Origin of the sequence: Sphingomonas oligophenolica (genome assembly GCF_006438955.1) — a bacterium.
GTDB lineage: Bacteria > Pseudomonadota > Alphaproteobacteria > Sphingomonadales > Sphingomonadaceae > Sphingomonas > Sphingomonas oligophenolica_A.
Map to the genome: position 1 here is coordinate 60,212 of NZ_RCZK01000001.1, position 13,917 is coordinate 74,128.

13 protein-coding genes are annotated in these 13,917 nt (G+C 66.9%); 1 reads left to right on the top strand and 12 read right to left on the bottom strand.

Annotated elements, in window-relative coordinates; genetic code table 11:
* Nucleotides 1-66 precede the first annotated feature (66 nt).
* The 9 genes from EAH84_RS00330 to EAH84_RS00370 form a co-directional block, all read right to left on the bottom strand.
* Nucleotides 67-2,889: a M16 family metallopeptidase gene (locus EAH84_RS00330; protein ID WP_140866024.1), complete on the bottom strand. Its 2,823-nt coding sequence runs from the start codon at nucleotides 2,887-2,889 to the stop codon at nucleotides 67-69.
* Between the two features lie 185 nt (nucleotides 2,890-3,074).
* Nucleotides 3,075-3,263, bottom strand: a complete 189-nt coding sequence (locus tag EAH84_RS00335; protein ID WP_140866027.1) for a hypothetical protein — start codon at nucleotides 3,261-3,263, stop codon at nucleotides 3,075-3,077.
* A gap of 2 nt (nucleotides 3,264-3,265) precedes the next feature.
* Nucleotides 3,266-4,402 (bottom strand): tRNA guanosine(34) transglycosylase Tgt, encoded by a 1,137-nt coding sequence (gene tgt / locus EAH84_RS00340; protein ID WP_140866030.1) that lies wholly within the window; start codon nucleotides 4,400-4,402, stop codon nucleotides 3,266-3,268.
* Nucleotides 4,399-4,968, bottom strand: coding sequence for an EF-hand domain-containing protein (locus EAH84_RS16155; RefSeq protein WP_140866033.1), 570 nt, complete (start codon nucleotides 4,966-4,968; stop codon nucleotides 4,399-4,401). The genes tgt and EAH84_RS16155 overlap by 4 nt, the downstream gene beginning before the upstream one ends.
* A 14-nt stretch (nucleotides 4,969-4,982) precedes the next feature.
* On the bottom strand, nucleotides 4,983-6,041 hold the full coding sequence (gene queA / locus EAH84_RS00350) for a tRNA preQ1(34) S-adenosylmethionine ribosyltransferase-isomerase QueA (RefSeq protein ID WP_140866036.1): 1,059 nt from the start codon (nucleotides 6,039-6,041) through the stop codon (nucleotides 4,983-4,985).
* The gene (locus EAH84_RS00355; protein ID WP_140866039.1) at nucleotides 6,038-6,730 is read right to left on the bottom strand and encodes a peptidylprolyl isomerase; all 693 of its coding nucleotides are present in this window, start codon (nucleotides 6,728-6,730) and stop codon (nucleotides 6,038-6,040) included. Before EAH84_RS00355 ends, queA begins: the two co-directional genes overlap by 4 nt.
* A gap of 77 nt (nucleotides 6,731-6,807) precedes the next feature.
* Nucleotides 6,808-7,317: a pantetheine-phosphate adenylyltransferase gene (gene coaD, locus EAH84_RS00360; protein ID WP_140866042.1), complete on the bottom strand. Its 510-nt coding sequence runs from the start codon at nucleotides 7,315-7,317 to the stop codon at nucleotides 6,808-6,810.
* Nucleotides 7,318-7,330: 13 nt separating this feature from the next.
* A complete protein-coding gene (locus EAH84_RS00365; RefSeq protein ID WP_140866045.1) occupies nucleotides 7,331-8,218 on the bottom strand; it encodes a polyprenyl synthetase family protein in 888 nt (295 codons plus the stop codon).
* A 7-nt stretch (nucleotides 8,219-8,225) separates the two neighbouring features.
* On the bottom strand, nucleotides 8,226-8,465 hold the full coding sequence (locus tag EAH84_RS00370; protein WP_140866048.1) for an exodeoxyribonuclease VII small subunit: 240 nt from the start codon (nucleotides 8,463-8,465) through the stop codon (nucleotides 8,226-8,228).
* 57 nt (nucleotides 8,466-8,522) lie between these two features.
* Between EAH84_RS00370 and EAH84_RS00375 the strand changes: the two genes are divergently transcribed.
* A complete protein-coding gene (locus tag EAH84_RS00375) occupies nucleotides 8,523-9,929 on the top strand; it encodes an NAD-dependent succinate-semialdehyde dehydrogenase (RefSeq protein WP_140866050.1) in 1,407 nt (468 codons plus the stop codon).
* A 122-nt stretch (nucleotides 9,930-10,051) separates the two neighbouring features.
* Here the strand turns inward: EAH84_RS00375 and EAH84_RS00380 are convergent, their stop codons facing one another.
* The 3 genes from EAH84_RS00380 to EAH84_RS00390 form a co-directional block, all read right to left on the bottom strand.
* Nucleotides 10,052-11,746 carry a long-chain-fatty-acid--CoA ligase gene (locus EAH84_RS00380; RefSeq protein ID WP_140866053.1) on the bottom strand — a complete coding sequence of 565 codons (1,695 nt, stop codon included), beginning with the start codon at nucleotides 11,744-11,746 and terminating at the stop codon, nucleotides 10,052-10,054.
* A 62-nt stretch (nucleotides 11,747-11,808) separates the two neighbouring features.
* Entirely contained in the window at nucleotides 11,809-12,003 is a 195-nt protein-coding gene (locus tag EAH84_RS00385) for a hypothetical protein (RefSeq protein WP_140866056.1), read from the bottom strand.
* Between the two features lie 58 nt (nucleotides 12,004-12,061).
* Nucleotides 12,062-13,735, bottom strand: coding sequence for a GGDEF domain-containing protein (locus tag EAH84_RS00390; protein ID WP_241656386.1), 1,674 nt, complete (start codon nucleotides 13,733-13,735; stop codon nucleotides 12,062-12,064).
* Nucleotides 13,736-13,917: the final 182 nt, after the last annotated feature.

The following is a 13,917-nucleotide window of genomic DNA, read 5'->3' on the forward strand; positions in this document are numbered from 1 at the left end:
GGCTTCCATGCCGCTGCTGAATCGGTGCCGTCCCGGGGTGGGACGGGCAGGCGATGCGGTAATAGTTTACTTCAGCGTCGGGCTGTCGAGCGACAGTTGGCGTTCGGTCAGAACCTCGACCGCCGGGTACGCCTTGCGCAGCGGGTCGATGAACTGCTTGGCATCGCCGACGACGACGATGCTCGCGGCCTTGGGATCGAGCAGGCTCGCCGCCGCGGCTTCGACCGCGGCGGGATCGACGCCCTCGACCTTGTCGGTATAGCGCGCGAGTTCGTCGAGCGGCACCGATTCTAGGACATAATTGCCCAGGATGCCCGCGACGCCGCCGGTCGTTTCGATCGTCCGCCCGAAATTGCCGACCAGCACCGCCTTGCGCGTCTCGAGCTCGCTCGGCGGAACCGGGGCGGTGCCCATCGCGGCCATCTGTTCGGCGATCAATGCGACGACGTCGGGGGCGGTCGCGTTCTTGGTTTGCGTTCGTGCCGCGACGATTCCCGGCAGGCGCCGCGCCTGAACGCTGCTGCTCGCGCCATAGGCGAGTCCGCGCTTGATCCGGATTTCCTGGTTCAACCGCGACGAGAAGCCGCCACCCAGCACGGTGTTGGCGACGTTGAGCGGGTAATAGCGCGGATCGCTGCGCTCGATTCCCGGCCGTGCGACGACGACGCCCGCCTGCCCCGCACCGGGCATGTCGACGACGATCACGCGGGGGGCCGCGAACGGCGATGGGGTCAGCGCAGGGGCGGTCGCGCTGGCCGCCTGCCAGCCCCCGAACTGCGCCTGGGCGAGCGTCTTGGCGGCGGCGGGGGTGATGTCGCCGACTATGATCAGTGCGGCCTGCGCGGGATTCCACGTCTTCGCATAGGAGGCGGCGAGATCGGCGCGGGCAATCGCCTTCAGCGACGCCGGGGTGCCCGACAGCGGCGCGGCATAGGGTCCGTCGCCGAACACCGCGCGGGTCGCGATCAGGTTCGCGAGCTGGGCGGGATTCTTCATCGCGACCGTGACGCCATCGATCGCCTGCGCCCGCGCGCGTTCGATCTCGGTCGGGGCGAACGCGGGATGCGTCGCGACATCGGCGAGGATCGGGAGCGCCTTGGCGAGCTGGTCCGATTTCACCGTCACCGATACCGACGCGCCGTCGCGATCGGTGTCGCTTTCGATCGAGGCACCGAGCGATTCGATCTGGCGGGCGATCTGGGTCGCCGAGCGAGTCGTGGTGCCCTTGGTCATCAGCTCGGAGGCAAGGTCGCTGACGCCCGCGCGGCCTGCGGGATCGGTCGCGCCGCCCCCGGTCGCGACCAGCGCGGCGGTGACGAGCGGCAGGTCGTGGCGCTCGACCGTGATGACGCGCAGGCCGTTGGCGAGCCGCGTCTCGACCGGCACCGGCAAGGTCGTCGCCACCGGCGTACCGGGCGCGGGCGGCATGACGCGGTCGGTGTCGCTGGCGGGGATGACGATCGCGACCGACGCGGGCGGGGCCAAGTCTGCGGTGACGACGCTCGGCAGGACCGCGATCGGGGTCGCGGTCGCATCGGCGGGCTTCTGGTCGGCGGGCAGGTAGCGGATCGTCGCCGATTGGTCGTCGCCCAGATATGTCCGTGCGACGCGCTGGACATCGGCGGCGGTCACGCGCGCGATCGCGGCGAGCTGTTGGTCGGCGGCATGCGGATCGCCGTCGATGATGACTGACGAGGCGATGATCCGCGCCTTGCCCTCGGCGGTCTCGCGCGATTCGATCGCGCTCGTCAGGATTTCGTTCTTCGCTTCGGCGAGTTCGGCGGCGGTGACCGGCGTATCGCGGAACCGCGCGATTTCCCGGGTCAGCGCGGCATCGCCCGCCGCGGCGGTCTTGCCCCCCGCCAGGATCGCATAGACGATCAGGTTGCCGGTGCCTTGCTTGCTGTCGAGCGATGACGACGCGTCCTGCGCGAGCTGGTCGCGATAGACCAGGCTTTCGTAGAGCCGCGAGCTTTCGCCGGTCGACAGGATCGTCTGGAGCACGGTCAGCGCGGGGATGTCGGCGTTGCGATCGGCGGGAATGTGCCAGGTCTTGAGCACCGCGGGGAGCGGGGTGTTCGGCTCATACACCGTGTACGACACCGCCGAGGTGCGGTCGGGCTCGGTCACCGTTACGCGGGGGATCGCAGTCGAGGGCTTCGCGATCCCCGCGAAATAGCGGTCGATCCACGCATCGAGCTGGTGGGAATCGAAATTGCCCGACACAACGAGGATCGCATTGTCGGGGCGATAATAGGTCGCGTGGAAGGCGCGGACGTCATCGATCCCGGCGGATTCGAGGTTCTCGATGCTGCCGATCGTCGATCGCGCATAGGGGCTTTTCGTATAGGACGCCGCCGACAGATAGGTCGAGAACAGCTTGCCGTACGGCCGCGCGAGCGTCGATTGCCGCAGTTCCTCCTTCACGACACCGCGCTCGGACGCGAAGCTCTTGGGCTCGACGACCAGGCTCGCCATCCGGTCGGCCTCGGCGAACAGCAATCGCTGCAGGTGGTTGGCGGGGACGACCTCGTAATAATTGGTATAGTCGTCGTTGGTCGAGGCGTTGTTGTAGCCGCCGACATCCTCGGTCAGCCGATCCATCTGTTCCGACACCAGGTTGCGGGTCGCCTTGAACATCAGATGTTCGAACATATGCGCGAAGCCCGACCGGCCCTTGGGATCGTCCTTCGACCCGACATCGTACCAGACCTGGACCGCGACATTGGGCGTCCCGGTGTCGCGCAACGCGTAGACGCGCAGGCCGTTGGCGAGCGTCCGCGTGGTGAACGCGATTGGCTTCACCGCGGTGCTTTTTACGGCCTGCGCACAGGCGGGAAGCGGGGTGAGCGCGGCGCTCAGCAACAGGGCGGCACGGATGAAGCGCATCGGTCAAATCTCCGGGAGGTTGCGGGAGTTCAACCGGAGGCCGGATCGCGTGTCAATCGGCCATTGTTCACCACCCCGGCGAAGGCCGGAGCCGAGTTGGGAAGGTAGCAGTCGGTTGGCGCTGTGCGCTCCTATTTCACTCACGCCAACTGGGCCCGGCGTTCGCCGGGGTGGTAGCAGGGGACTCAGCCCCGCTTCTTCCCCGAATTGGCGAACAGCACCGCGGCGGCGACCGCGGCGGAGCCGATCCCAACCCCGATGAACCGCATCGGCCAGCGGTTCTTGCGGGCGCGGTCGCCACTATGCGCGGCCCCCGCTTCGCGCGCCTTCGCATCCGCTACCGCGGCCAGTATCTCGTTGGGTTCGTCCGCCATGATCACTCCTTGGTCCCGCGATAGCGTTCGCGGAACATGTTCGCAAAACTCGACAACGCTTGCGCCGCGATTGCGTGCCGTAGGTCCGCCATCAGCGCTTCGTAAAACCAGACATTGTGTTCGGTCATCAGCATCGCGCCGAGCATCTCGCCCGCGCGGACCAGATGGTGGAGATAGGCGCGCGTCCAGGTCGAACAGACCGGACAGTCGCAGGCGGGATCGAGCGGGATCTGGTCCTCCGCGAACTTCGCGTTGCGGATGTTGATCGGCCCGGTGCGCGTGAATGCCTGACCCGTCCGTCCACTGCGGGTCGGCATGACGCAATCGAACATGTCGATGCCGCGTTCGACCGCGCCGACGATATCGTCGGGCTTGCCGACCCCCATCAGGTAGCGCGGCTTGTCGGCGGGGAGCTGGCCCGGTGCGAAGTCGAGGCACGCGAACATCGCCTCCTGCCCTTCGCCGACCGCGAGCCCGCCGACCGCATAGCCGTCGAACCCGATCTCGATCAGCGCGTCGGCGGACGATCGGCGCAGGTCTTCGTCGAGCGCCCCTTGCTGGATGCCGAAAATCGCGGTGCGCGTCGGGTGCTCGCCGCCGCCGTCGAAGGCGTCGCGCGACCGGCGCGCCCAACGCATCGATCGCTCCATCGCGGCCGCGCGCACGTCGCGGGTCGAGGTGGTCGGGACCAGTTCGTCGAACGCCATGACGATGTCCGAATCGAGCAACCGCTGGATCTCGATCGAGCGTTCGGGGCTGAGCAGGTGGCGCGATCCGTCGAGGTGCGATTTGAACGACACACCCGCTTCGCTGCGCTTGGTCAGATCGGCCAGGCTCATCACCTGATACCCGCCGCTGTCGGTCAGGATCGGCTTCGACCAGCCCATGAAGTCATGCAGGCCGCCCAGTCTGGCGACGCGTTCGGCGCCGGGACGCAGCATCAGGTGATAGGTATTGCCGAGGATGATGTCCGCGCCCGCCGCGGCGACATCGGCGGGCTTCATCGCCTTGACCGTCGCCGCGGTGCCGACCGGCATGAACGCAGGCGTGCGGATCGTGCCGCGCCGCATCGCGATGCTGCCGGTGCGCGCCGCGCCGTCGGTCGCCGCGATCGTGAAGGCGAAACGATCGGCGGTCATGGCGATCCGCGATCCTTTCCCCCGCGATGGCGCGCGCCGCCGCCGAACCCGCCGCCATTGGGTGCGCTGTGGATCGTCAGCAATTCCTTGCGGGTGACGACGCCGTCCTTGCCGGCATCGAACCGGGCAAAGATGTGCGCGATCGCCGCCTGGAGTTCATCGAGCGTGATGACGTTGTCACCGTTGGCATCGACCGTGAAGGGGCTCGGCAGCGCATCGGCGTCGCCCAGCCAGCGCGTGGCCCAATCGGCATAGTCGATATAGCCCATCCGCCCCGATCCGAAGGTGTCACTCACCTTGAAGGTGCGCGCGACCCCAGCCGTCAGCTCGGCTTGCGTTACCCGGCCGTCGCCGTTGCTGTCGAACGTCGCGATCAACATGCCGACCGGCTCGATCATGATCGTCGCGCGTTCGCTGCCAGCGGCGGGCTGCGGGGTCGTCGGGGTCTGACCCGCGCCATTCTGGCCGCCGCGCCCGCCACGATGGCCACCGCTGCCATATTGCGCGGTGGCAGGTGTTGCCGCGAGCGTCAGGCAGGCCAGGCTGAGGGGGACAAGGCGGCGCATCGACGCGGTTCCTTTCATGGCAGCAACAGCGACGCGTCACCGTAGCTGTAGAAGCGATAGCCCGATGCGATCGCATGGGCGTAGGCATTCTGCATCCGCCCGGTCCCCATCAATGCTGACACCAGCATGAACAGTGTCGATCGCGGCAGGTGAAAATTGGTCATCAGCCCGTCGATGCCGCGGAAACGATAGCCGGGGGTGATGAAGATCGACGTGTCGCCGTCGAACGGTTCGATGATGCCATCGTCCCCGCTCGCGCTTTCGATCAGCCGCAGCGACGTGGTGCCGACCGCGATCACGCGTCCGCCGCTGGCCCGGACGGCGTTGAGACGGTCCGCGGTCGCGGCGTCGATCCGGCCCCATTCGGCGTGCATCCGGTGATCGTCGGTATCGTCAGCTTTTACCGGCAGGAAGGTGCCCGCGCCGACATGCAGCGTCAGCGTTGCATGCTCGATACCGGCGGCATCGAGCGCTGCGATCAACCCGGGGGTAAAGTGGAGCGCCGCGGTCGGTGCGGCGACCGCGCCGGGATCGGTCGCGAACATCGTCTGATAGTCGTCCGCATCGCGCGCGTCGGTCGGGCGGCGGGCGGCGATATAGGGGGGCAGCGGCATCCGCCCCGCGCGTTCGAGCAACAGTTCGACCGGCTCGTCACCCAAGAAATCGAGTGCGAAGCTGCCGTCCTCCGCGCGGTCGCCCGCGATCGCGACGACGTCATGGCCGAAATCGATCCGGTCACCGTCGAGCAGGCGCCGGGCGTTGCGGATGAAGGCGCGCCAGCGCCGTGGCCCTTCGCGCTTGTGGAGGGTGGCGCCGATGTTCGCCCCCGCGACACCGTTGCCGGCGTCCTCCGCGCGCGGCGCGCGCTTGCCCTCGAGCCGCGCGGGAATGACGCGGGTGTCGTTGAACACCAGCAGGTCGCCGCGGCGGAGCTGCGACGGCAGATCGGCGACGCTCAGGTCGCGCTGGCGGTCGTCGTCGAGCACCAGCATCCGCGCCGCATCGCGCGGGACGGCGGGGCGGAGCGCGATACGGTCGGTCGGCAGGTCGAAATCGAAGAGGTCGACGTTCACTTGGGTGCGGGAGCCGCCTTGATCGCAGCCTTGTCGGTCGTCGCACCAGGCAGCGTCACGGGGGCGAGCCCCGCGGGCTGAGCGACCGCGACGGGGGCCGGGGTGTAGGCCGGTGGCGTGTCAGCCGCAATATAAGCGTGCTGGATCACCGTCGGGTTCGCGGGCGGTTCGCCGCGCTGGATCGCATCGACATAGTTCATGCCGTCGACCACGCGGCCGAACACGGTGTATTTGCGATCGAGCGACAAGCGTGGCTGAAGCACGATAAAGAACTGGCTGTTCGCGCTGTTCTCGTCCTCAGCGCGCGCCGCCGACACCGCGCCACGCACATGGGGGTAGTAGCTGAATTCCGCGGGTACGTTGGGGAGCGTGGAGCCGCCAGTACCGTCGCCTTTGGGATCGCCGCCCTGTGCCATGAACCCGTCGATGACGCGGTGAAAATCCAGCCCGTCATAGAAATGCTGGCGGGTCAGCATCTTCACCCGCTCGACCATTTTCGGCGCGAGGTCGGGGCGCAGCCAGATCGTGACCCGCCCGCCGTCGCTGAGGTCGAGCAGCCACAGATTTTCCTTGTCGGTCGTCAACGGCGGGGTGCCGCGCGGGGCCTGCGTGATCTCCGCCTGCTGGGCGGCGACCGGCAACGCGACGAGGCTGGAGAGGAGCACGAGGACACTGGCTAATAAGCGCATGAAACCACCAACGGTGAAGGGGACAAGGCGCACTTAAACCAAATCATCGCTGTCGCCAATCTGAACGTCACGCTCGATCAGCCGGAGCCCTTCTGCCCCAGTGACGCGACGCGCGCGACGACCTCGCGTTCGACGGCGGGGGGAACGAACTTGCCGATCGGGCCGCCGAACAGCGCGATTTCCTTGACGAGGCGGCTCGCGATCGGCTGGAGCGCGACGTCGGCCATCAGGAACACCGTCTCGACCCGCGGATTGATCTGCTGGTTCATCCCCGCCATCTGATATTCATATTCGAAATCCGCGACCGCGCGCAGCCCGCGGACGATGACCCGCGCGCCTTCGCGTTCGGCAAAGTCCATCAGCAGCGAATCGAACGCGACGACGTGGATTTCGCTGTCGATGCCCGCGATCTCGCGCTGCACCGCCGCCAACCGCTCCTCGATCGTGAACATCGGCGATTTCGACGGGTTGGTCGTCACGCCGATGACGAGCCGATCGACCAGCTTCGCGCCGCGGCGAATGATGTCCATATGCCCCAGCGTGACGGGATCGAAGGTGCCGGGATAGACGCCGATGCGTTTGGTCATGACAGGCTCCCGATCAATGATCACGCTCGACGACGTAGCGCGCGGTCGCGCGCAACAGGTCGGCATCGTCGCCGAACCCGTGGAGATGCTCGATCGCCTGCGCGACCAGCATCGCGCATTGTTCGCGACCCCGATCGACGCCGAGCAGCGACAGGAAGGTTTCCTTGCCCGCCTCGCCGTCCTTGCGCAGCTTCTTGCCCGCAAGCGCCTCGTCGCCCTCGATGTCGAGCAGGTCGTCGGCGATCTGGAACGCGAGGCCGAGATCGCGCGCATAGCCGCGCAACCCGGTGCGCGCCGCGGCGGGCGCGCGCCCCAGAATCGCGCCCGCCTCGACTGCGGCGCTGATCAGCGCGCCGGTCTTCATCTGCTGCAGCCGGGTGACGCCGTCGAGATCGAACCGCGCATGTTCGGCGGCAAGGTCCATCATCTGTCCGCCCGCCATCCCGCTTGGCCCCGCCGCGCGCGCGAGATCGAGCACGAGTTCGGCGCGGATCGCGGGGTCGGCATGCGTCCTGGGGTCGGCGAGAATATCGAACGCGAGCGCGTGGAGGCAGTCGCCCGCGAGCACCGCGGTCGCCTCGTCGAACGCCTTGTGGACGGTGGGTTTGCCGCGCCGCAGGTCGTCATTGTCCATCGCGGGCAGATCGTCGTGAATCAGCGAATAGACGTGAATCGCCTCGATTGCGGTCGCGGCCCGCCCCGCACAGTCGCGATCGACCCCGAACAGATCGGCGGTGGCATAGACCAGCAGCGGGCGCAGCCGCTTGCCGCCGCCGATCGCGGCGTGGCGCATCGCCTGGTACAGCGTCGCGCGCGCATCGTCGGGCACCGCGAGCAGCGCGTCGAAGCGGCGGTCGATCTCCGCCGCCACCTCGGCCATCGCCGCGTCGAGCGTCGGCATGGTCACGTCAGTCAGCGGCAAAGGGGCGGGTTCCGGCGGCCTTGCCATCGGCATCGACCCGGATCGCCTCGATCCGCGCCTGCGCCGCATCGAGCCGTTCGGCGCAGCGTTGGCGGAGCTTGTCGCCGCGTTCGTACAGCGCGATCGATTGGTCGAGGGTTGCGTCCCCGCTTTCGAGACGACCGACGATCGTCTCCAATTCCTTCAGCGCGGCCTCGAACGACAGCTCTTCGATCGGCATATCCATCGCGGTGCTATGGCGCAGGCGCGCGACGAGGGTCAAGCGACGAGGGTCAGGCAGCGGATGGAAACCCCACGCCGGTCTTGCGTTGGGTGGGTAAAGGAGACCCATGTGTTCACCAGCATCAACCCCGCGACCGGCACGCCCGGCGCGCGTTATCCCGAACTGACCAAGGACGAGGTCGAACAGCGTGTGGCGCGGGCGCATGACGCGTTCCTCGCCTGGCGCGAGACCGATTATGCCACCCGCACCGATCTGCTCGAAAAGATCGCCGAACAATTCGACGCCAATGCCGAACGCCTCGCCGAAATCGCGACGCGTGAAATGGGCAAGACGCTCAAATCTTCGCTCGCCGAGGTCCAGAAATGCGCGGGCGGTTTCCGTCATTATGCGCAGAACGGCCCGGCGATGCTCGAATCGCGTACGTTCGATACCGCCGCCGGCAAGGCGACCGCGCGGTGGCTGCCGATGGGGCCGGTGCTTGCGGTGATGCCATGGAACTTCCCCTATTGGCAGGTCGTCCGCTTCCTCGCCCCGACGATCATGGCGGGGAATGTCGGGCTGCTGAAACATGCCTCGCTCACCCAGGGCGTCGCCGCGGCGATCGAGGAGATGGTGATCGCGGCGGGCGCGCCCGCGGGCGTGTTCCAGAACCTCGCGATCAAATCCGACAAGGTCGCCGACCTGATCGCCGACGATCGCATCGTCGCGGTGACGCTGACCGGGAGCGAAGGCGCGGGGATGCAGGTTGCGGAGGCAGCGGGTCGTGCGCTCAAGAAGGTCGTCCTAGAACTCGGCGGGTCTGACCCGTTTATCGTCATGCCGTCCGCCGATATCGACCGCGCCGCCGAGACTGCGGTGAAGGCGCGCATCCAAAATACCGGACAGTCTTGCATTTGCGCCAAGCGGATGATCGTCCACGCCGACGTCTATGACGACTTCCTCGCCAAATTTTCCGCCGGGATGAAGGCGGTGACGGCGGGCGATCCGATGGACGGCGCGACGGACATGGGGCCGCTGTCGAGCGAGGAACAGCGGCAGACCGTCGTGGATCAACTCGCCCAGATCCAGGCGGCGGGCGGCAAGTTGCTGTTCGGCGGCGAGGCGCTGGCGGGGAAGGGCGCGTATATGTCGGCCGGAATCCTGGTCGACGTCCCGATCGACGACCCGGTCGCGCAGGAGGAGTTGTTCGGGCCGGTCGCGATGGTGTTCAAGGCGGACGATATCGATGCGGCGATCCGGCTGGCCAACGATGTTCCGTTTGGTCTCGGTTCCAGCGTATGGACCAACGATCCGCACGAGCGCGAACGCTTCGAACGCGATGTCGCCGCGGGGATGACCGCGGTCAACGCGATGCTCGCGTCGGCACCCGAGGCACCGTTCGGGGGAATCAAGCGATCGGGCCACGGGCGCGAACTCGGACCTTATGGTCTCCACGAGTTCATGAACCTCAAGACCGTGTTTGGTTAAGCGGGGACGAATTCAGATCGATCGGACCCCGAACCGTTCGTCCTGAGCTTGTCGAAGGGCGGTGAGTCTCACCCCGCTTCTACAAGCTCAGCACGAACGGGCAGAGGTAGAGTCAGCGCCCTTTAAAAAAGCGCACTCTCGCTCGCTGCGACTTCCGCGACCAATTCCTTGCGGCTGAGCTTGCCGATCATCGTCTTGGGCAGCGCATCGCGAATGATGACCTGATCGACGCGTTCGTGCCGCCCGAATTGCGGGTTGAGCCAGTCGCGTAACCCCGCGCCGTCGATCGCGGCGACGTCGGTCAGCGTCACATAGGCGCGGGGCTGTTCGCCGCGATAGGGGTCGGGTACCCCGATTACGAGCGCCTCGCGCACCGCCGGATGGCGATACAGCACGGTCTCGATCTGGCTCGGGAAGACCTTGAACCCACTGACCGCGATCATGTCCTTCAGCCGATCGACGATCGTGACGAAGCCATCCGCGCCGATCCGCCCGACATCGCCGGTCCGCAGCCAGCGGGTGCCTTGCGCATCGTCAATGAAGACCCCGGCATCGGCGTCTGGCCGGTTCCAATAGCCTTTCATGATCTGTGGCCCCGCCACCACGATCTCGCCCGGCTCCCCTGCGGGCGGATCGACCAGCGGGTTTTCCTTGTCGACCAATCGCACGTGCGTGCCGGGGATCGGCTGGCCGATGCTGCCCGCGACGCTGTTCCCTTCGTACGGGTTGGCGGAGACCACGCCCGAACTTTCGGACAGGCCATATCCCTCGACCAGCGTGGCGCCGGTCGTCGCCTCAAACGCGGCCTTGATCTCGGCGGGCAGCGGCGCGCCGCCCGAAATGCAGACGCGTAGCGACGAGAAATCGGTCGACGCGGTCTTGGGATGATCGAGCAACGCGCGGTACATCGTCGGGACGCCGGGGAGCGAGGTGGCCTTGGTCCGGGTGATCGCCGCCAGCGTCTGCGCGGCGTCGAACCGGGGCAGCATCACGATCATCCCCCCCATCGCCACCGTGCGATTGAGCACGCAGGTGTTGGCGAAGACATGGAACAACGGCAACACGCCGACGATTCGGTCGGGCTCGTCGGGATGCGGATCGATTGCGACGACCTGGCGCGCGTTCGCGGTCAGATTGGCGTGGGTGAGCATCGCGCCCTTGGGGGTGCCGGTGGTGCCGCCGGTGTACTGGATCAGCGCGACATCGGTGACGGGATCGATCGCGGAGTGCGCGCCCGATCCGTCGTTCGCAATCAGCGCAGAAAAGGCGGTGATGCGTGGGTCGTCGGGGCGCTTCGTCGTCTCCGACCCGCGAAACAGCCGATAGAACAGCGATTTGGTCGGTGGCAGTGCCCCCGCGACCGATCCGACGATCAATCGTTCGAGGCTGCTGGTGTCGAGTACCGCGAGTGCGGTCGGCAACAGTGCCTTCGCCGATAGCGTGAACAGCGCACGCGTACCCGAATCCTCAACCTGGTGCGCAAGCTCCGCGGGCGTGTAGAGCGGCGAGTAATTCACGACCGTCGCGCCGAGTTTCAGGATGCCGTAATAGGCCGCCAGATAATGCGGCGCGTTGGGCAGGAACAATCCGATCCGGTCGCCCTTGCCATAGCCCAGCGCGGCGAGCCCGCAGGCGACCCGGTTCGCGCCGTCGCGGGTTTCGGCATAGCTGTAACGCCGCCCGAGAAAATCGATCAGAGGGCGATCCGCATGGGTGTCGGCAGCGGTCTCGAACAGTGCGACCAGCGATTGCGGAGGATAATCGGTTTCCCAGGGGGTGGGATGCCGATAGCCGAGGTGCCAGTCATGCTCGTTCATCGACGCGAGTGTATGCAGGCCGGTGGCGCCGAGCAACCCGACCCCGCGCCGCGATCAGTCGATCAGCGGATGCGCTGGCTCCAGGTGTACAGGAACGACACCCCGACCAGCCCCAGGTCGACCGCTGCGCGAATCCGATGCGGGGCCGGATCGCCCACGTCATGCGTCACGAGACGGAAGTCGGCAGTGGGGTGGCCGACCGCGACCACGGCAAGCGCGATGCCTGCGACAGCCAGTGCGTTGCGACGATGGCGCATCGAATCGTACCTCCCGAGCCCGACCAATAACCGAATCGGGCCTGCCCCGCCAGCCCGATCAGGCGGCGGTCGCCACCGTGGCGTGGCGAGCGCGGTCGCGGCCCGCTGCCTTGGCTTCGAACAGCGCAAGATCGGCGCGGCGATAGAGGCGCTTCCAGTCGATATCGTTTGCGAGCGGCCCGGTACACGCGCCGATGCTCGCGGTGACCGACAGGTCGAACGGCATGCGTTCAGCGCGCAGCGCGTCGAGCACGCTCGACGTCGACAGCGTCGAGGTCGCGGGCGCCAGGATCGCGAATTCCTCGCCCCCCAATCGCGCGATCAGCGCATCGGCGGGCACCGACGATCGCAGCGCCCGCGCGAACACGCGCAGCACCTCGTCGCCGCCGTCGTGGCCGATCGTTTCGTTGACGCGCTTGAAATGGTCGATATCGGCCAGCAACAGCAACTGGTCGTCGTGGCGTCCCATGATCCGTTCGAGGAACGCCCGGCGATTGAACAGCCCGGTCAACGGGTCGGTCGCGGCGAGCAGCCGCGCGGCGATTTCCTGCTCGCGCGCCTCGTCGCGTTCGAGCGTTACGAGATGGATGCGATAGGCGACCGCGAGGCTCGACAACAGTGCTTCCACGGTCATCGCGATGAGCGTCGAATTGTCGATCCAGAAGCCATAATCGACGAGGTGAAGATTGTTCGCCAATCTCGTTGCGGCGAAGGCGATTGGCGCGGCCCACCCCAGCGCGAAGAGCCATAGATAGTTGCTCCGCTGCCACCAGGCCCTGACCATCACCGGCACGACCGCCAGCAGGACCAGCGCGAACGCAGCGTTGTAAAACCGGTCGAGCGGTCCGGGCGCGAGGGGAGCGAAAGCGATGAAGACAGACGTCGCGGTCAACATGGTAGCGCACACGGCCCGGTCGACGCGCCCGACCCAGCCAGCGTAAACCCGCTCTTCGAAATAGCTGCGCGCGAACGACAGCGCGGCCACTACCGCAAGCGCGAGCATCAGGTAATTGATACGAATTCGATCGTTGTTGGCGATGAATGGAAACGCCCAGGCCAGCGCGCCCGATGACGAAACCGCGTAGATCGCGAGCGCCGTCACCATCGCGCAATAGGCGAGCTGGAACCGGTGGCGCAGCGCGCGCCACAGCGCGAGATTATAGATGAGGAGGGCAAGGCACAGCCCCCCAAACCCGGCATACAACGCACCCAGCGTCAGGTCGGATCGTGCGCTCTCGATCGGCGTGGCGATACTCGGGCCGAGGACGATGCCGCGCACGTTCCCCGCGCCGTGGACGCGCCACAGCAGCCCAGTGATGGGCGCTGTCCGGGCGGGCAAATTATATTCGATCATCGCGCCGAGCCGGAGGTGCGCGGTGATCGAGCGTTGATCCATCGCGACCCGCGCGATGCCGCCATCGGCGTAGAGGACGTCGAGGCTCGCGCGGTCCAGCCAGACGCTGGCAAACCGCAGCGCGACCGGACCGCTGGCTCCGAGGCCCGGCGGCAGATGCGTCGCGATCACGTCGAAATCGCCGCTGCCCAGCGCGCTTTGCGGCGAGACGCAATCGAAGCCATCGCGATCGGTCATCAGCGCGCGTGCGGACAATTCTGGGCGCATCGGTGCGATGCAGGTGGCGATCCGCGTGCCGACCACGCCGATCTGAGCGGCGGCGGGCAAGGCGAATCCGAACATCGTCAGCGCGACCGACATTGCTATCGTCATCGCCATCGCAAGCGCCCGGACCCAGGGGCCCAGCGCCGTGCTTACGATGGATGACGGGGAACACGATCGGGTCACGCCACCCCCCATAAGGCGAGATGGCAAACAGACCGTAAAGGACGGCAACCGATGCTTGGATGGGGGGTTATCTTGCCGCGATGACTGATGGCGCAGCTGTTGGATGTCGTGGC

Excerpts from the sequence above, each read along its gene's own strand:
- EAH84_RS00365 (WP_140866045.1), bottom strand. The coding sequence starts at position 8,218 with ATGCCGACGCTCGACGCGGCGATGGCCGAGGTGGCGGCGGAGATCGAC.
- EAH84_RS16155 (WP_140866033.1), bottom strand. The coding sequence starts at position 4,968 with ATGCGCCGCCTTGTCCCCCTCAGCCTGGCCTGCCTGACGCTCGCGGCA.
- EAH84_RS00390 (WP_241656386.1), bottom strand. The coding sequence starts at position 13,735 with ATGGCGATGACGATAGCAATGTCGGTCGCGCTGACGATGTTCGGATTC.
- EAH84_RS00375 (WP_140866050.1), top strand. The coding sequence starts at position 8,523 with ATGGAAACCCCACGCCGGTCTTGCGTTGGGTGGGTAAAGGAGACCCAT.
- EAH84_RS00335 (WP_140866027.1), bottom strand. The coding sequence starts at position 3,263 with ATGGCGGACGAACCCAACGAGATACTGGCCGCGGTAGCGGATGCGAAG.
- EAH84_RS00355 (WP_140866039.1), bottom strand. The coding sequence starts at position 6,730 with ATGCGCTTATTAGCCAGTGTCCTCGTGCTCCTCTCCAGCCTCGTCGCG.
- EAH84_RS00385 (WP_140866056.1), bottom strand. The coding sequence starts at position 12,003 with ATGCGCCATCGTCGCAACGCACTGGCTGTCGCAGGCATCGCGCTTGCC.
- EAH84_RS00380 (WP_140866053.1), bottom strand. The coding sequence starts at position 11,746 with ATGAACGAGCATGACTGGCACCTCGGCTATCGGCATCCCACCCCCTGG.
- tgt (WP_140866030.1), bottom strand. The coding sequence starts at position 4,402 with ATGACCGCCGATCGTTTCGCCTTCACGATCGCGGCGACCGACGGCGCG.
- coaD (WP_140866042.1), bottom strand. The coding sequence starts at position 7,317 with ATGACCAAACGCATCGGCGTCTATCCCGGCACCTTCGATCCCGTCACG.
- EAH84_RS00370 (WP_140866048.1), bottom strand. The coding sequence starts at position 8,465 with ATGGATATGCCGATCGAAGAGCTGTCGTTCGAGGCCGCGCTGAAGGAA.
- EAH84_RS00330 (WP_140866024.1), bottom strand. The coding sequence starts at position 2,889 with ATGCGCTTCATCCGTGCCGCCCTGTTGCTGAGCGCCGCGCTCACCCCG.